Source organism: Rathayibacter sp. PhB152, from assembly GCF_003751395.1.
GTDB classification, from domain to species: domain Bacteria; phylum Actinomycetota; class Actinomycetes; order Actinomycetales; family Microbacteriaceae; genus Rathayibacter; species Rathayibacter festucae.
The window spans coordinates 62,795-79,027 of the sequence record NZ_RJUT01000004.1; the positions used below are offsets into that span (position 1 = coordinate 62,795).

The following is a 16,233-nucleotide window of genomic DNA, read 5'->3' on the forward strand; positions in this document are numbered from 1 at the left end:
CCGGCCGCCGACGCGGGTGTGACGAATCGTTACCAACGATCGGGATCGCCGATCGGAACGCATCCGGAATCATCGTTGGACGCCCGGAGCACCGCGCCCGTAGCGTCGGAGCCATGACGTTCCCGCCCGCCCTCACCGCCGCTGCGCCGCTCGGCGCGACCGGTGCAGCGAGCCGCGGGAGCATCGGCACTCGAATGTCCTCGGACGGGAACCCCTTCGCGCCGGTGCGCGGATGTTCCTGTCCGGTCTCCCGCTGACGCCTCCGCGTCGCCCGACTCCTCCGCCCGACGGCCGGCCCTCGCCGCTCCCGTCCCGGCCTCTGCGCGCCGCCGCCCGCCTCCGCGGCCGCCGCGCGTCCCTCTCTCCGCGCCGTCCCGCGCTCCTCCGGCGTGCCCGCGCGCCTCCGATGCGCCTCCGCACCCTCTCGAAAGGACCTCCCATGACCGTCGAGTTCATCTCCGCGATCAACGTCAACCACTCCAACGAGGTCAACGGCCTCGCGGACCCGGCCATCGACGTGGCCTACCTGCGCCGCTACTCCCGGATCCTCGAGGACGGCGGCTTCGACTACACGCTGGTGCCCTACGGCTCGGCCGGGCACGACCCGTTCACGATCGCCGCCGCCGTGACCCAGTACACCGAGCGCCTGAAGCCGATCGTCGCGCTGCGGCCCAACACCGTCTACCCGACCGTCGCGGCGAAGGCGCTCGCCACCCTCGACCAGCTCTCGGGCGGACGGGCCGTCGTGCACTTCATCGCCGGCGGGAACGACCACGAGCAGGCCCGCGAAGGGGACCGGCTGAGCAAGTCCGAGCGCTACGCGCGGCAGGAGGAGTACCTCCGCATCCTCCGGAAGGTCTGGTCGGCGACCGAGCCGTTCGATCACGAGGGCGAGTACTACCGCTTCGAGGACTTCGTCTCGCGGGTGCGGCCGGTGCGCGGCACCATCCCCATCTCGGTCGGCGGCTCGAGCGACGAGGCCTACCGCCAGGGCGGCGCGCTCGCGGACATCTTCGGCCTGTGGGGCGAGCCGCTGGCCGACACCCAGCAGCAGATCGACCGGATCGCGGACGCGGCGCTCGCCGCCGGCCGCGCCGACACCCCGCGCACCTGGGTCACCTTCCGGCCGATCCTCGCGCCGACCGAGGAGCTCGCCTGGGAGAAGGCGCACCGGATCCTCGGCATCCTGCAGAGCCGCGGCGGCACGACGAACCCGCGGAAGGGCGAGAAGGGGCTCTGGGTGCAGACGCCGAGCGCCACCGGCCCGGCGAACGTCGGCTCGCAGCGCCTCCTCGACATCGCGCGGCGGAAGGACCTGCACGACCGGGCGCTCTGGACGCCGACCGCGACCGCCACCGGGGCGGCCGGCGCCTCCACGGCGCTCGTCGGCACGCCGGAGACGGTCGCCGCGGCGATCCTCGACTACGTCGACCTCGGTGCCGACCTGATCTCGATCCGCGGCTACGACAACCTGAACGACGCGGTCGACTACGGCCGGTACGTCATCCCTCTGGTGCGCCAGGAGCTCGCGCACCGCGAGGCGACCGGGCGCCGCGGCGAGATCGTCGCGCAGCCGCCGCTCGAGGCCGAGCTCGCCGGGGCGATCGCGTGACGCTGCTCACGGGACAGGCCGCCACGGTCCGCTCCGCCGCCGAGGTCCTGCCCGCGCCCGATGTCTCCGACCGCGCGCTCGCCCGGGTCACGGCTCGCCTGGCCGAGACCGCCGAGCACTACGACCGCACCGCCGAGTTCCCCTGGCAGGGGATCCAGGCCGTGCACGAGGCGGGACTGCTCTCCCTCGGAGTCGGTACCCGCTACGGCGGCACGCCCCCCTCCACCGTCGACCTCGTGCGCGTCTTCGGCGCGCTCGGCCAGGGCGACCCGGCGGTCGCGCTGATCTCGGCGATGACCGTGCTGCAGCACGCCGCGCAGGACCGTGCCGCGCTGTGGCCGGAGGAGCTCTACCGCTCGGTGCTCGCCGACTCCGCCGAGCGCCCCGTGCTGCTCAACGCGGTGCGCGCCGAGCCCGAGTGGGGCGCTCCGGCCCGGGGCGGCCTGCCCGCAACGACGATCCGCCGCGACGGCGACGGCTGGCTGCTCGAGGGCCGCAAGGGCTTCGCCACCGGCTCGGAGGGGCTGGCGTACCACCTGGTCTGGGCGGTCGATCACGGCGGGGCGTCGGGCGAGCCCGAGCTCGCGCACGCGATCGTGCCCGGCGACGCCCCGGGCGTCCGGATCGAGCGGACCTGGGACCACCTGGGCCAGCGGGCCACGAGCACGCACGACGTGCTCTACGAGCAGGTGCGCCTGCCGTTCGAGCACTTCCGCGGCACGCCCCGCTCGCAGCTCGCGCCCGAGGCCGGGGCGGCCGGCGGCTTCGGCCTCGCCGTTGCGGCGCTCTACGTCGGCGTCGGACGGGCGGCGCAGAGTTTCTTCGTCCGCTTCGCGAACGAGCGGGTCCCGACCTCGCTCGGCCGGCCGATCGCCACGACGGAGCGGATCCGCTCGGTCGCCGGCGAGATCCAGGCGCAGCTGGTGCAGGCCGAGGAGGTGCTGCTCTCACTGGCCGCGCGAGTGGACGCGGGTGATCCGTGCGCCGCCGAGCGCCTCGTGGTCGGCAAGCTGCTCGCCACCCGCTCGGCCGTCACCGCGGTCGAGACGGCCGTCGCGGCGCTCGGCAACCCCGGCCTCACCCGGCACCACCCGCTCGAGCGGCACCTCCGCGACGTCCTCGCCTCCCGGGTGCACCCGCCGCAGGACGACGCCGCCCTCCTGATCGCCGGCACGCGCTCGCTCGCGGCCGCCGCGCTCTGACAGCCCGCACTCCGACACCCCGCACTCCGACTTCTCTGCACGGGAGACCACCGCCATGACGTTCCACCGCTCACGCCCCCTCCGACGATCGGGCACCGCCGCCGCGCTCGCCCTCGCCTCCGCGCTGGCCCTCACCGCCTGCTCGGGCGCCTCGGGCGCGGGCACGGCCGCCGACGACGCGACCCCCGTCGACGGTGGCCGGCTCTCGCTCGCCTTCTTCCCCGACAACGCCGCGTTCTCCTGCGTCGACCCGTTCCAGACCTACTGGATCGAGCACCGCACGGTGATCCGCAACGTCGCCGACTCGCTCACCGACCAGGATCCGGAGACCGGCGAGATCCAGCCCTGGCTCGCGACCGACTGGAGCGTCAACGACGCGGGCACGGAGTACACCTTCGACCTGCGCACCGACGTCACCTTCTCGGACGGCACGACCTTCACCGCGGAGAGCGTGAAGACCTCGTTCGACAACGACAAGGCGACCCTCGCGCAGCTGCCCTCGGCCTACGGCGGCGTCTACCTCGCCGGCTACTCGGGCACGGAGGTCGTGGACGCCGACACCGTGAAGGTCGTCTTCTCCACGCCCAACGCCGCGTTCCTGCAGGGCACCTCGACCACCAACCTGGCGATCCTCGCCGCCTCCTCCTACGAGAAGACGCCCGAGGAGCGCTGCCTCGGCGGGATCGTCGGCTCCGGTCCGTTCACGCTGACCGGCTACACCCCCGGCACCGGCATCACGCTGGACAAGCGCGACGGGTACGCCTGGGGCTCGGCCCTGCGCGAGAACACCGGGGAGGCGCACCTCAACGGGATCGACATCAGCTACGTCGCGGAGGACAGCGTCCGCGTCGGGCAGCTGACCAGCGACGAGATCGACATCGCCTGGCCGCGGAACCCGATCTCGGAGAACGACCAGGCCGTGATCACGGGCTCCGGCGACACGGTCGAGAGCCGCTCGCTGCCGGGCCCCGCGAGCAACTACTACCCGAACGTCGCCGAGGGGAAGATCCTCTCGGACGAGAAGGTGCGGCAGGCCGTGCAGAAGGCGATCGACCGCGAGACGTACGCGACGACGGTCTTCGGCGCCGGCTACCCGGCCGCGACCAGCATCTACAACACGACCACGCCGTTCTTCAAGGACCAGTCGTCGAAGCTCGCCTTCGACGCCGAGGGCGCGGGCGAGCTGCTGGACGAGGCGGGCTGGGAGCTCGGCGACGACGGCTACCGCTCGAAGGACGGGCGGCGGCTCACGCTCTCGGTGCCGATCGTCACCCAGTTCGGTGCCGGCGATCAGCTGATCCAGGACCAGCTGAAGCAGGTCGGCATCGAGCTCGAGCTGAACGTGATCACCAACGCCCAGCGCGCCGACGTGCTGAACAGCGGCGACTACGACCTGATCTCGACCTACTACACGCGGGCCGACCCGGGAGTGATCCAGTGGATCATCGACTCCCGCTACGCCGGCTCGAAGGCGCAGGCGACGAACGGCCTCAACGCCGAGCAGGCCGCGACCGTGCAGGCCCTGCTCGACGAGGGCGTGCAGACGGTCGACACCGCGGCGCGCGCCGAGGTCTACGGCGAGCTGCAGGACTACCTGATCGACAACGCTTTGGTCTTCCCGTTCGCCGAGCGGGTCCAGCTGGCGGGCGTCTCATCGGCGGTGCACGGCTTCCGCTTCACCTCGGAGGCGTTCGGCGACTTCGCCGACGCCTGGATCCAGCCGTGACCGCGCTCGGCTCGGCACCGGCGGCGGCGGCTCCGAGGATCGCTCCGGGGAGGCCGGGCGCCCGCTCGGCCCCCTCGGGCCTCGGCCGCTACCTCCTCGGCCGGCTCGGCCAGGCGGTGCTGGTGCTCTGGGCCGCGTACACCGTGACCTTCGCGGTGCTCTGGCTGCTGCCGAGCGACCCGCTGGCGCTCCTGCTCTCGGCCAACAACGTCGAGGTGGACTCGCTCACCCCGCAGCAGCTCGCGGAGGCCCAGGCGCGCTACGGGCTGGATCAGCCGGTCTGGCAGCAGTACGCGACGATGCTCTGCGACGCGCTGCGGGGCGACTTCGGCACCTCGATCACCAAGGGGATCCCGGTCACCGACCTGATCGCGGAGAAGCTGCCCGGCACCCTGCAGCTCAGCGCCCTGGCGATCGGCCTCGCGCTGATCGGCGGCACCGTGCTCGCGTACCTGGCGGCGTACGTCCGCTGGGCGCCGCTGAAGACGCTGCTCGGCCGGCTGCCCTCCGCGGGTGTGGCGTTCCCCGGCTTCTGGATCGGCCTGCTGCTCATCCAGTTCTTCGCCTTCTCGCTGCACCTGCTGCCCTCCACCGGCAGCGCGACCCCGGCGAGCCTGATCCTGCCGGCGGTGACCATGGCGATCCCGACCTCGGCGATGCTCGCCCAGGTGCTGATCCGGAGCTTCGCGGACGTCGAGGCGGAGGCCTACATCACCACGGCCCGCGCCAAGGGCCTCTCCCGCGGCGCGGTGCAGTGGCGGCACGCCTTCCGCAACGCCTCGCTGCCGACGCTGACGATCCTCGGGATCCTGGCCGGCAACACCGTCACGGGAGCGATCGTCGCCGAGACGATCTTCGCCCGGCAGGGCATCGGCACGCTCGCCCAGGAGTCGGTGCTCACCCAGGACGTGCCGGTCGTCCAGGCGATCGTCGTGCTGGCGGCCGTCGTGTTCGTCGGCATCAACCTCCTGGTCGACCTGCTCTACCCCCTCCTCGATCCGCGCATCACCTCGACACCGAAGGCGAGCCGACCATGACTCTCGAACTCACCCGGCCCGAGGCGCTCGTCGTCCCCGAGCCGCTCACCCGCGCGGCGCACGGCCGGGGCGCCCGCCGCGTGCGGATCCTCCGCCTGCTGCTGCGCCGCCCGGGCTTCGTCCTGGCGCTGGTCTTCGTGCTGTTCGTCCTGGCCTCGGCGATCGCTCCCGCGCTCTTCACCGGCGCCGACCCGACCGCTACCGCGCCGGCCGACAAGCTGCAGGCGCCGAGCCTCGTGCACCTCTTCGGCACCGACGAGCTGGGCCGCGACCTGTTCGCGCGGGTCCTGCACGGCGGGGCGCTGACGGTGCAGGCGACGGTGATCGCCCTCGCGATCGCCCTGGTCGGCGGGCTGACGCTCGGCGTGGTCTCCGGCTCCGCGGGCGGAGTGGTGGACGCGGTGATCATGCGCGTGGTGGACGTGCTGCTCGCGATCCCCGGGCTGCTGCTCGCCCTGGCGATCGTGACGGCGATCGGCTTCGGCACGCTGCCGGTGGCGCTCGCCGTGGGCATCGGCATCCTGCCCGGCTTCGCGCGCACCACCCGCGCCGAGGTGCTCCGGGTGCGCACGCTGCCCTACGTCGAGGCCGCGCGCACCGGAGGTGCGAGCCGGCTGCGCGTGCTCGTGCGGCACGTGCTGCCCAACTCCTGGGGGCCCGTGGCCGTGCTGGCCGTGCTCGATCTGGGCACCGCGATCATCGCGATCGCCGCGCTGAGCTTCCTCGGCTTCGGCGCGGCGCCGCCCGCAGCGGAGTGGGGGACGCTGATCTCCAGCGGCCGCAACTACCTCGTCACCAGCCCGTGGCTCTCGCTGCTGCCGGGGCTCTTCGTCGGGCTGCTGGTCTTCGCGCTCAACCACGTGGCCAAGAGCCTCGAGGAGGTGCAGCGATGAGCGCCGGCGTGGTCCCCTCCGCAGGGCCCGCCGCGGCCGGCCCGCTCGTGCGGCTCGACCGGCTCAGCGTCGCCTACGGCGAGCGCACCGTCGTGCACGAGGTCTCGCTCGAGATCGCGCCCGGCGAGATCGTCGCCGTGGTCGGCGAGTCCGGCTCGGGCAAGTCGACGACCGCGAACGCTGTGCTCGGCCTGCTGCCCTCCGGCGGCCGGATCACCGGCGGGTCGATCGCGCTCGCCGGCGAGGACGTGACGCACGCGGCGGAGAAGCGGCTCCGGCACCTGCGCGGGCGGTTCGTCGGCCTCGTCCCGCAGGACCCGATGGTCGGGCTGAACCCGACGCTGCGCATCGGCGCCCAGGTGGCGGAGGCGGTGCGCCTGCGCGGCGTCGACCGCCGCTCCGTCGACGCCGAGGTGCTCGAGGCGCTGCGGCAGTCGGGCATCGACGATCCGGAGCTGCGCGCCCGGCAGTACCCGCACGAGCTGTCCGGCGGGCTGCGCCAGCGGGCGCTGATCGCGATCGCGCTGGCCGGCCGGCCGCGGCTGATCATCGCCGACGAGCCGACCTCGGCCCTCGACGTCACCGTGCAGAAGCGCCTGCTCGACCACCTGCAGTCGCTCGTCCGCGAGCAGGGCATCGCGCTGCTGATCATCACCCACGACCTCGCCGTCGCCGCCGACCGGGCCGACCGCGTCCTCGTGCTGCGCGAGGGACGGGTGGTGGAGCAGGGCCCGCCCGCGCAGATCCTGGTCGCGCCGAGGGAGGAGTACACCCGCGAGCTGCTCGCGGCGGCGCCCGGACTCGGCGGCGAGCTCGTGCCGCGCTTCGAGCACGTCGAGCCCGATCCGGTGATCGTCCGGGTCGAGAACGTCGTCAAGGACTTCGCGCTGCCGGGCCGCCGCCCGCCGTACCGCGCGCTCGACGACGTCTCCTTCTCGATCCGCGCGGGGCAGACCCTCGCGCTGGTGGGGGAGTCGGGCTCGGGCAAGACGACCGCGCTGCGGATCGCCCTCGGCGTCGAGCGGGCGTCGAGCGGCCGGGTGCTCGTGGAGGGGGAGGACCTCACCGCGGCGAGCGACCGGCAGTGGCGGCCGCTGCGCCGGCGGATCCAGCTGGTGCAGCAGAACCCGTTCGCCGCGCTCGACCCGCGCTTCACGGTGCTGGAGTCGGTCGTCGAGCCGCTGGTCTCCTTCCGGATCGGCGACCGCGCCTCGCGGCTGGAGCGGGCCCGCGAGCTGCTCGACCGGGTCGGGCTGCCCGGCTCCTTCCTCTCCCGGCTGCCCGCGGAGCTCTCCGGCGGTCAGCGCCAGCGCGTCGCGATCGCCCGCGCGCTCGCCCTCGGCCCGGACCTCGTGCTCCTCGACGAGCCGGTCTCCGCGCTGGACGTGTCCGTGCAGGCGCAGATCCTCGAGCTCCTGGTCGAGCTGCAGCGCGACCTCGGCGTCGCCTACCTCTTCGTCTCGCACGACCTCGCCGTCGTCGCCGAGGTCTCCCACGAGGTCGTCGTCCTCGACCGCGGGCGGGTGCAGGAGGCAGGCGCCACCGCCCGCGTCTTCGGCGCGCCCGCGGCGGAGTACACCCGCACCCTGCTCGCGGCGATCCCCGGCCGAGCGGCGGTGCGCCCGTGAGCGGCCGCTTCCTCGTGATCGGCGGCGGGGCCGTCGGCTCCGTCCTCGCCGCGCAGCTGCATCTGGCCGGGCAGCCGGTCGTGCTCGTGGCGCGCGGGGAGCACCTGCGGCTCCTCCGCGAGAACGGGCTGCGCGTGCGCCGGCCCGCGGGCGACGAGATCGTGCGGCTGCCCGTCGCCGGTGGCCCGGCGGAGACGGCGCCCGCGCGCGGCGACGTCCTCGTGCTCGCGGTGAAGGCGCAGGACGCGGAGGCGGCGCTCGCCGAATGGGCCTGGACCCCGCTCGCCGGGGGCGGGGCCGGCGCCGGGCTGCCGGTGCTGACCCTGCAGAACGGACTCGCCACCGAGGACAGCGCGCTGCGCCGCTTCGCCACGGTCTACGGGGTGTCGATCGGCATCGCCGCCAGCTTCCTGGTGCCCGGCGAGGTCGTCTCGCCCTCCTTCCCGACGGTCGGCGTGCTCTGGATCGGCCGGCACCCCGACGCCGCCGACCCGCGGGTGGAGGAGTACGCCGCGATCCTCCGCGGTGCCGGCTTCGCCGCCCGCGCCGTGCCCGACATCGGCGCCTGGAAGGCCCGCAAGCTGCTGGCCAACGCGGCCAACGGCCTCGACCTGTTCGAGGGCCCGGCCGAGCAGCACGCCGCCGCGCGCGAGCTGCTCGTCGCGGAGGCGCGCGTGGCCCTCGCCGCGAACGGCCTCGCGGTCGCGGCCGACGACGGCACCCGCCTCGCCGTCGATCCCGTACCCGGCCACACCGCCGGCCGGCTGTCGACCTGGCAGAGCGCCGCCCGCGGCACGAGCAGCGAGATCGACCACCTCACCGGCGAGATCGTGCTGCTCGCCCGCCGCGCCGGCGTGCCGACCCCTCTGAACGAGCGCCTGCAGCTCCTGCTCGGCCTGCACGGCCGCGCCGCGGCCGCCGCGCCCCTCCCGCTCGCGGATCTGCTCGCCCCCGTCCCCGTGCTCGTCGAGTAGCGCCGTCCTCCTGCTGGTCGAGCAGCCCGGTCCTCATGTTGGTCGAGTAGCCCCGCAGGGGCGTATCGAGACCCACCCCCCTCCGAACACTCACCCGCCCGTCCTTCCGCCTTACCAAGGAGCCCCCCCATGCCCCTCACCCACCCGCCCACCGCCGCCCGCGCCTTCGACGAGCCCGAGGGCATCGCCCAGCGCGGCACCCTCGTCGTCCTCGGCGGCCGCGGTGAGACCCCGGCCGTCTACGAGCGCTTCGGCACCCGCATCGCCCGCGACGCCTACCGCGTCCGCGCCTTCGGCGACGCGACGGCCCCCGGCGTCCGCGACGCCGCGCTCGCCGTCCTCCGTGACCCCGCGACCATCGCGCCGCTCGTGCTCGTCGGCTCCGACGCCGGCGCGGCGGTCGCCCTCGAGCTCGCCGCGACGGAGCCGGTCGACGCCGTCGTCCTCGCCGGCCTGCCCGTCCGCGCCGAGGGCGGCGAGGGGATCGGCGAGCGGACCGCCTGCCCGAACCACGCCGGCGTCCTCGAGCGCGAGACCGACTCCGCCGCGCGCGACGCCGCCCTCCCGCCCGAGCTGCTCGCGGTCGCCGCGAGCGCCGTCGCCGTCCCGCTGCTCGCGCTGCACGGCGCGGCCGACGCGATCAGCCCGCTCGCGGAGGCGGTCGCCGTCTACCGCACCGCCCCGCGGGCCGAGATCCACGTCCTCGCCGACGGCCGCCACGACGCGCTCAACGACGCGACGCACCGCTCGGCCGCCGCGACGGTGGTCCTCTTCCTCGAGCGGGTGAAGGCGTCGGCCGCCGCCGCGCCGATCATCGAGCGGATCGCGGAGTGAGCGCGCTCGCCCCTGCCGCGGATTCCACCGACGACACCGCCGTCGACCCCACCCCCGTCGAGATCACCGCCGACGTCCCCACCGCCGACCGGTCCGGCTTCTCGCCCGGCGGCACCCCGCTCGGCGTCGTGCGCGCGCGCTCGGTCGACGACGTCCGCGCCGCGCTCCGGCACGCCTCCGCCCACGGCATCCCCGTCGTCACCCGCGGCGCCGCCAGCGGACTCGCCGGCGGCGCCAGCGCGGGGGAGGGCGTCCTCGTCCTCGACGTCTCGGGCCTGGACCGCATCCTCGAGATCGACCCCGTCGACGGCGTCGCCCGCGTCGAGCCGGGCGTCATCACCGCCGATCTCGACCGCGCCGCCGCCGTGCACGGCCTCCTCTACGCTCCGGACCCCGGCAGCGTCGAGATCGCGACGATCGGCGGCACCATCGCCACCAACGCCGGCGGCCTGCGCGGCGCGAAGTACGGAGTCACCCGCGACGCCGTCCTCGCGCTCGACGTCGTCCTGGCCGACGGCTCGCTCGTCCACCTCGGCCGCGACACCGTGAAGGGCGTCGTCGGCCTCGACCTCACCGCGCTCGTCGTCGGCTCCGAGGGCAGCCTCGGCGTGGTGGTCGGCGCGACCCTCCGCCTCCTGCCCCGGCCGTGGGCGACCGCGACCGCGGCCGCCTTCTTCGCCGACGTCGCCGCGGGCGCCGAGGCCGCCGTCGCCCTCGCCCGCGCCGGCCTGCGCCCGAGCGTTCTCGAGCTGGTCGACGACCGCACGCTCGAGGCCATCGACGCCCTGCGCGGCTCCACCCTGGCCGGCCGCGGCGGCGCCTTCCTCCTGGTGCAGACCGACGGCTTCGGCGCCGCCGAGGAGATCGCCGAGGTGCGCGCGGTGCTCGCCGCGACCGCGCTCAGCGTCGAGACCACCCTCGACCCGGCCGAGGGTCTCGCCCTCGCGAGCGCCCGCCGCGACGCCCTGCCCGCGATCGAGGCCCGCGGTCGCGTGCTGATCGAGGACATCGCCGTGCCCCGCTCCCGCCTCGCCGAGGCGATCCGCCGCGTGCACGCCATCGCCGCGGACACCGGCGCCGACGTCTACGTCTTCGCCCACGCCGGCGACGGCAATCTGCACCCGATCATCCGCCTGCGCGACGACTCCGAGCGGTCCCGCCGCCAGGCCGACGCCGCGGCCGAGGCCGTCTTCGCGCTCGCCCTCGACCTAGGCGGCACCGTCAGCGGCGAGCACGGCGTCGGCGCCCTCAAGCGCGACTGGGCCCGCCGCGAGCTCGGCCCCGACGTCGTCGCCCTGCAGCGCGCGGTGCAGCGGGTCTTCGATCCGCAGGGCATCCTGAATCCCGGTACCGCGCTGTGAGCGCACCCCTCGAGAGGACCGACATGACCACCACCCTCCGCTCCCACGTGCTCGTCACCCCCGACGAGCTGGAGGCGGCGCTCGCGTCGCCCGAGCCCCCGCTCGTCCTCGACGTGCGCTGGCGCCTCGACCGGCCCGACGGCCGCCCCGCCTTCCTCGAGGGCCACGTCCCCGGTGCCGTCTACGTCGATCTCGACCACGAGCTCGCCGCGCACGGCGCCCCCGAGGACGGCCGCCACCCCCTGCCGCCGGTCGAGGCGCTGCAGGAGTCGGCGCGCCGCTGGGGCCTGCGTCAGGGTCAGGCCGTCGTCGTCTACGACGACCTGAAGAACCTCTCCTCCGCGCGGGCCTGGTGGCTGCTGCGCGCCGCCGGAGTCGCCGACGTGCGCCTCCTCGACGGCTCGCTCCGCGCCTGGACCGGCTCGGGCCGCGCGCTGGAGTCGGGCCCCGTTTCGCCGGTCGTGGGCGACGTCGAGCTGGCCTACGGCGCCCTGCCGGTGCTCGACATCGACGAGGCCGCCGCGCTGCCGTCCTCCGGCGTCCTCCTCGACGCCCGCGCCCCCGAGCGCTACCGCGGCGACGTCGAGCCGATCGACCCCCGCGCCGGCCACATCCCCGGCGCTCTGAACGCCCCCGCGACGGGCAACGTCGACGCCGACGGCCGCTTCCTCGACGCCGCCGCCCTGCGCACCCGCTTCGAGTCCCTCGGCGTCCGCCCCGACGCCCCCGTCGGCGTCTACTGCGGTTCCGGAGTGACCGCCGCCGCCGACGCCGTCGCCCTCACCCTCGCCGGCTTCGCCCCGTCCCTCTACCCCGGCTCCTGGTCCCAGTGGTCGAACACGGTCGGGCGCCCCGCCGCCACGGGTCCGGACGCGTAGGGCGCCGCAGGCTGGTCGAGTTGCGTGAAGCGCACCCCATGCTGGTCGAGTAGCGCGCAGCGCGTATCGAGACCCACCCTCCGGGGGAGGGCCGACACCCGTGAGCACGTCGACATCGCGACGAGCCGACACGGGATCTCGATACGCGCCCTGCGGGCGCTACTCGATCAGCATGAACGCCCTGCGCGTGGGCGTCGGCCGCCCCACGCGGGCGAAGTACGCGGCCGCCCCATGCTGGTCGAGTAGCGCTCTGCGCGTATCGAGACCCGCCCCCGACCAGAACATCAGCCCAGAGCCCCGCTCACCGCTCATCACTCCGCAGAACTTGTCGTAGCGGCCACTCGAGTGCGACGACTTCTGCGCACTCACGGCCGCGAGCGCGGTCAGGGCCGTCGACTCCTCAAAAGTTGCGGTAGTCGCGCCCGGATACCGCAACTTCTGCGTACTCGCCGGCGCCGCGTGCGCCCGCGTCGAGTCGGCTCCGCCGCTGACTCAGCAGAAGTCGCGGTGGTCGCGTTCGACTACCGCAACTTCTGAGGAGTGGGGGCCGGCCGCCGGCCGTCAGCCCAGGCGGGAGTGCTCGCCGAGGTGGTGCCACGTCCGGTTGTGGTACACCAGCGGCGCCGTGGCGTCGGAGTCGTCGGGGACGTGCGCCTCGAGGGCGTGCACGGCGACGATCGTCGACGAGCCGGCCTCCATGCGGTTGATGACGGTGCCGCGGATCCACGCGGACGCGCCGGGGAAGTACGGCTCGCCGGTGGGCAGCCGCGACCAGATCGAGGTGTCGGCGAAGCGGTCGATGCCGCTGGTCGAGCCGAGGCGGGCGAGGTCGAGCTGCTCGGCGCCGAGCAGGTGCACGACGAGGGTCTCGGACGCCTGGATGGCCGGCGAGCTCGACGAGGCCGACGACAGCGAGAAGACGAACAGCGGCGGCTCGGCGCTCACGGAGAAGACGGAGGTCGCGGTCAGCGCGACCGGCCCGGTGCCCGGGTCCGCGGTGATCAGCGCCACCCCCGCGGCGTGGTTGCGGAACGCGAGCTTGAAGTCCGCGGGCGAGAGCCCGGCGAAGGCGGCGTGCGGCCGGCCGTCGGCAGGTGCGGACCCGACGGACGCGGCGGGCTCGGGCGCGGCGGTGTCGGACGCGGTGGCGAGGTTCTCACGGCTCATCGGAGACTCCAGATCGATCGGGGATGCGGCGCGGAACGGGCCCGTCATCGCGCCGCAGCACGGCCCCTCCAGCCTGTCGCACCGGGCGGAGTCCGTTCGCCTCATTGCGGAGTATGACACTCCCGCCTCCGCCCCCCCCGAAGCCCGCACCGCTCGTCCGATCTGCAGGCGACGCGACGTCGAGAGCCCTCCCACCCGCGCACGGGGGCGGCACCCCCCCCGGATCGCCTGCAGATCGAACGCCCGCCACCTCTACCCCCCGCGTCCGCTCGAGGCGCAACCCGTGGCACCCCCGGCCGCACGCGCGCAGACTCGACACCATGGCCCACCGCCCTCGCGAATCGAGCACCCGCCCCGAGAACAAGACCTGCGCCTCCTGCGGCCGCGAGATCGAGTGGCGCGCGAAGTGGGCGCGCGACTGGGAGAACGTCCGCTACTGCTCCGACGCCTGCCGCCGCCGCGGCGTCGGCCCGGAGGAGGCGCGCCTCGAGGAGGAGATCCGCACCGTCCTCCTCGCCCGCGCCGCGTCCGCCACCGCCTGCCCGTCCGAGGTCGCCCGCCGCGTCGGGGGAGAGGAGTGGCGGCCGCTGATGGAGCCGGTCCGCCGCGCCGCCCGCCGCCTCGTCGATCGCGGCGAGATCGACATCGTGCAGGGCGGTCAGATCGTCGATCCCTCCCGCGCGAAGGGGCCGATCCGCCTGCGCCGCCGACCCGGGGGACCGCTGTCGCCCGACGGCGGCGCCCGCTAGCCTCGCTGACATGCCCAGCAGCGACGCCGTCGTCCTCACCGTCCCCGGACCGCACGGCGACCGGGAGGTGCGCGTCTCCAGCCCGGGCCGCGTGCTGTTCCCGGAGCCGGGCATCACCAAGCGCGAGGTGGCGGAGTACCTGATCGCGGTCGGCGAGGCCTTCGTCGCCGCCAACGGCGACCGGCCGATCTCGCTGCAGCGCTTCTCCTCCGGCATCGACGGCGACCAGTTCTTCTCCAAGAACCCGCCCAAGGGCGCACCGGAGTACGTCCGCTCCGTCCCCGTCACCTACCCGAGCGGCCGAGTGCACCCGCAGCTCGTGATCGACGAGCCCGCCGTCGCCGTGTGGGCCGCGCAGATGAACACCCTCGTCTTCCACCCGTGGGCGTCCCGGGCCGAGGACTCCGACCGGCCCGATCAGCTCCGCATCGACCTCGATCCGCAGCCGGGCACCGATGTCGTCGACGCGGTCGTCGCGGCCCACGCGCTCCGCGAGGTGCTGCGCGAGGCGGGCCTGGAGTCGTTCGTGAAGACCTCCGGCAATCGCGGGCTGCACGTGTTCGCGCCGATCGTGGCCGAGCACGAGTTCCTCGACGTGCGGCACGCGGTGATCGCCGCCGGTCGCGAGCTCGAGCGGCGGATGCCCGAGCAGGTCACGACGGCGTGGTGGAAGGAGGAGCGCGGCGAGCGGATCTTCGTCGACTTCAACCAGGCCAACCGCGACCGCACGATGGCCGGCGCCTACAGTCCGCGGCCGCTCGCGCACGCTCCGGTCTCCTGCCCGGTGGAGTGGGAGGAGCTCGACGGGATCGATCCGACCGCGTTCACGATCCGCACCGTTCCCGAGCGCCTGAGCACGACCGGCGACCCCTGGGCGCGGATGCACGACGCCCCCGGCACGCTCGACGCGCTGCTCGGCTGGTGGGAGCGCGACCTCTCCGCGGGCCTCGGCGAGCTGACCTTCCCGCCCGACTTCCCGAAGATGCCGGGCGAGCCGCCCCGCGTCCAGCCCAGCCGCGCGAAGAAGCCGGCGGCGGAGTCCGCGGAGGTCGACGCCGAGTAGCGTCAGCCCAGCACGTCGCCCAGGTCGTACGCGGTCGGCTGCTCCAGCTGCGCGAAGGTGCACGAGCCGGCGTCGCGGTCCGGCCGCCAGCGCTCGAACTGCACGGTGTGCCGGAACCTCGATCCCTCCATCTGGTCGTAGCGCACCTCGAGCACCGTCTCCGGCCGCAACCGGACGAAGGAGGTGTCGCGGCTCCCGGAGAAGCGGCTGCGCTCGCCGTCGCCGCGCACCGCCTCGCCGTCCGCGTCGCGCTCGACGACGTCGGCGAGCTCGTCGATCAGCTCGACGCGCCGGGCGTCGGTGAAGGCGGAGGCGCCGCCCACCTGCCGCAGCGTCCCGTCGGCGTCGTACAGGCCGAGCAGCAGCGAGCCGAGCCCGGGCTTGGAGGTGTGCTCGCGGTAGCCGATCGCGATGACGTCGGCCGTGCGGTGGTGCTTGACCTTGAGCATCGTCCGCTTGCCCGGCGCGTAGGGCGCGGCCAGCGGCTTGGCGATCACGCCGTCCAGCCCCGCGCCCTCGAACCGCTCCAGCCAGTCGCGGGCGAGCGCCTCGTCGGCGGTGGTCCGGCCGAGGTGCACCGGCGGGGTCACTCCGTCCAGCAGTGCGGCGAGCGCCTCGCGCCGCGCCGAGTACGGCTCGTCGAGCAGGCTCCGGCCGTCCACGGCGAGCAGATCGAAGGCGACGAGCATCGCCGGGGTCTCGGCCGCGAGCGTCGCGACGCGGCTGGCCGCCGGGTGGATGCGCTGCGAGAGCAGCTCCCAGTCGAGCCGCTGCGCGCCGCCGGGCCCGGTCGCCAGCACGATCTCGCCGTCGAGGACGCAGCCGTCGGGCAGCAGCCGGAGGAACGCCTCGACCAGCTCGGGGAAGTAGCGGGTGAGCGGCTTGGAGCCGCGGCTGCCGATCTCGCAGACCCCGCCGGAGACGGAGACGATGGCGCGGAAGCCGTCCCACTTCGGCTCGTAGGAGTAGCCGCCGTCGACCGCGTCCTGCGCGGGCACCGCGGCGACCGCCTTGGCGAGCATCGGGGCGAGGGGGAGGGGGAACGGGAGGTCCATCCTGCGATCATCCTCGCCGCAGCAGCCCCGGCGCACCCCTCCCTCAGAGGCTCC

14 protein-coding genes are annotated in these 16,233 nt (G+C 74.6%); 12 read left to right on the forward strand and 2 right to left on the reverse strand.

All coding sequences use genetic code 11. From position 1 onward, the window contains the following. Nucleotides 1-439: 439 nt before the first annotated feature. From EDF36_RS10250 to EDF36_RS10295, 10 genes are all read left to right on the forward strand, one after another. Nucleotides 440-1,612, forward strand: coding sequence for an LLM class flavin-dependent oxidoreductase (locus EDF36_RS10250; RefSeq protein WP_123732950.1), 1,173 nt, complete (start codon nucleotides 440-442; stop codon nucleotides 1,610-1,612). Continuing rightward, nucleotides 1,609-2,814 carry an acyl-CoA dehydrogenase family protein gene (locus EDF36_RS10255; protein WP_123732951.1) on the forward strand — a complete coding sequence of 402 codons (1,206 nt, stop codon included), beginning with the start codon at nucleotides 1,609-1,611 and terminating at the stop codon, nucleotides 2,812-2,814. The genes EDF36_RS10250 and EDF36_RS10255 overlap by 4 nt, the downstream gene beginning before the upstream one ends. A 55-nt stretch (nucleotides 2,815-2,869) precedes the next feature. After that, the gene (locus tag EDF36_RS10260; RefSeq protein ID WP_123732952.1) at nucleotides 2,870-4,540 is read left to right on the forward strand and encodes an ABC transporter substrate-binding protein; all 1,671 of its coding nucleotides are present in this window, start codon (nucleotides 2,870-2,872) and stop codon (nucleotides 4,538-4,540) included. Then, a complete protein-coding gene (locus tag EDF36_RS10265; RefSeq protein WP_260300669.1) occupies nucleotides 4,537-5,577 on the forward strand; it encodes an ABC transporter permease in 1,041 nt (346 codons plus the stop codon). Before EDF36_RS10260 ends, EDF36_RS10265 begins: the two co-directional genes overlap by 4 nt. Further along, nucleotides 5,574-6,470 (forward strand): ABC transporter permease, encoded by an 897-nt coding sequence (locus tag EDF36_RS10270; RefSeq protein ID WP_123732953.1) that lies wholly within the window; start codon nucleotides 5,574-5,576, stop codon nucleotides 6,468-6,470. The genes EDF36_RS10265 and EDF36_RS10270 overlap by 4 nt, the downstream gene beginning before the upstream one ends. Further along, entirely contained in the window at nucleotides 6,467-8,098 is a 1,632-nt protein-coding gene (locus EDF36_RS10275) for an ABC transporter ATP-binding protein (protein ID WP_123732954.1), read from the forward strand. Before EDF36_RS10270 ends, EDF36_RS10275 begins: the two co-directional genes overlap by 4 nt. Then, a complete protein-coding gene (locus EDF36_RS10280; protein WP_123732955.1) occupies nucleotides 8,095-9,072 on the forward strand; it encodes a ketopantoate reductase family protein in 978 nt (325 codons plus the stop codon). The genes EDF36_RS10275 and EDF36_RS10280 overlap by 4 nt, the downstream gene beginning before the upstream one ends. A 129-nt stretch (nucleotides 9,073-9,201) precedes the next feature. Further along, complete coding sequence (locus EDF36_RS10285) at nucleotides 9,202-9,906, forward strand: alpha/beta hydrolase (RefSeq protein WP_123732956.1); 705 nt, start codon at nucleotides 9,202-9,204, stop codon at nucleotides 9,904-9,906. Further along, nucleotides 9,903-11,267: an FAD-binding oxidoreductase gene (locus tag EDF36_RS10290; RefSeq protein ID WP_123732957.1), complete on the forward strand. Its 1,365-nt coding sequence runs from the start codon at nucleotides 9,903-9,905 to the stop codon at nucleotides 11,265-11,267. The genes EDF36_RS10285 and EDF36_RS10290 overlap by 4 nt, the downstream gene beginning before the upstream one ends. Nucleotides 11,268-11,290: 23 nt before the next feature. Then, complete coding sequence (locus EDF36_RS10295) at nucleotides 11,291-12,145, forward strand: sulfurtransferase (protein WP_123732958.1); 855 nt, start codon at nucleotides 11,291-11,293, stop codon at nucleotides 12,143-12,145. A 561-nt stretch (nucleotides 12,146-12,706) separates the two neighbouring features. Here EDF36_RS10295 and EDF36_RS10305 read toward each other — a convergent pair. Next, complete coding sequence (locus EDF36_RS10305; RefSeq protein WP_123733317.1) at nucleotides 12,707-13,312, reverse strand: flavin reductase family protein; 606 nt, start codon at nucleotides 13,310-13,312, stop codon at nucleotides 12,707-12,709. A gap of 320 nt (nucleotides 13,313-13,632) precedes the next feature. Between EDF36_RS10305 and EDF36_RS10310 the strand changes: the two genes are divergently transcribed. Then, complete coding sequence (locus tag EDF36_RS10310; protein WP_123732960.1) at nucleotides 13,633-14,061, forward strand: DUF2256 and DUF3253 domain-containing protein; 429 nt, start codon at nucleotides 13,633-13,635, stop codon at nucleotides 14,059-14,061. 10 nt (nucleotides 14,062-14,071) lie between these two features. Further along, nucleotides 14,072-15,124: a non-homologous end-joining DNA ligase gene (gene ligD, locus EDF36_RS10315; RefSeq protein ID WP_185020444.1), complete on the forward strand. Its 1,053-nt coding sequence runs from the start codon at nucleotides 14,072-14,074 to the stop codon at nucleotides 15,122-15,124. 2 nt (nucleotides 15,125-15,126) lie between these two features. Here the strand turns inward: ligD and EDF36_RS10320 are convergent, their stop codons facing one another. Next, entirely contained in the window at nucleotides 15,127-16,179 is a 1,053-nt protein-coding gene (locus EDF36_RS10320; protein WP_123732961.1) for an ATP-dependent DNA ligase, read from the reverse strand. Nucleotides 16,180-16,233: the final 54 nt, after the last annotated feature.

Excerpts from the sequence above, each read along its gene's own strand:
- EDF36_RS10260 (WP_123732952.1), top strand. The coding sequence starts at position 2,870 with ATGACGTTCCACCGCTCACGCCCCCTCCGACGATCGGGCACCGCCGCC.
- EDF36_RS10295 (WP_123732958.1), top strand. The coding sequence starts at position 11,291 with ATGACCACCACCCTCCGCTCCCACGTGCTCGTCACCCCCGACGAGCTG.
- EDF36_RS10250 (WP_123732950.1), top strand. The coding sequence starts at position 440 with ATGACCGTCGAGTTCATCTCCGCGATCAACGTCAACCACTCCAACGAG.
- EDF36_RS10310 (WP_123732960.1), top strand. The coding sequence starts at position 13,633 with ATGGCCCACCGCCCTCGCGAATCGAGCACCCGCCCCGAGAACAAGACC.
- ligD (WP_185020444.1), top strand. The coding sequence starts at position 14,072 with ATGCCCAGCAGCGACGCCGTCGTCCTCACCGTCCCCGGACCGCACGGC.
- EDF36_RS10305 (WP_123733317.1), bottom strand. The coding sequence starts at position 13,312 with ATGAGCCGTGAGAACCTCGCCACCGCGTCCGACACCGCCGCGCCCGAG.
- EDF36_RS10270 (WP_123732953.1), top strand. The coding sequence starts at position 5,574 with ATGACTCTCGAACTCACCCGGCCCGAGGCGCTCGTCGTCCCCGAGCCG.
- EDF36_RS10275 (WP_123732954.1), top strand. The coding sequence starts at position 6,467 with ATGAGCGCCGGCGTGGTCCCCTCCGCAGGGCCCGCCGCGGCCGGCCCG.
- EDF36_RS10320 (WP_123732961.1), bottom strand. The coding sequence starts at position 16,179 with ATGGACCTCCCGTTCCCCCTCCCCCTCGCCCCGATGCTCGCCAAGGCG.
- EDF36_RS10285 (WP_123732956.1), top strand. The coding sequence starts at position 9,202 with ATGCCCCTCACCCACCCGCCCACCGCCGCCCGCGCCTTCGACGAGCCC.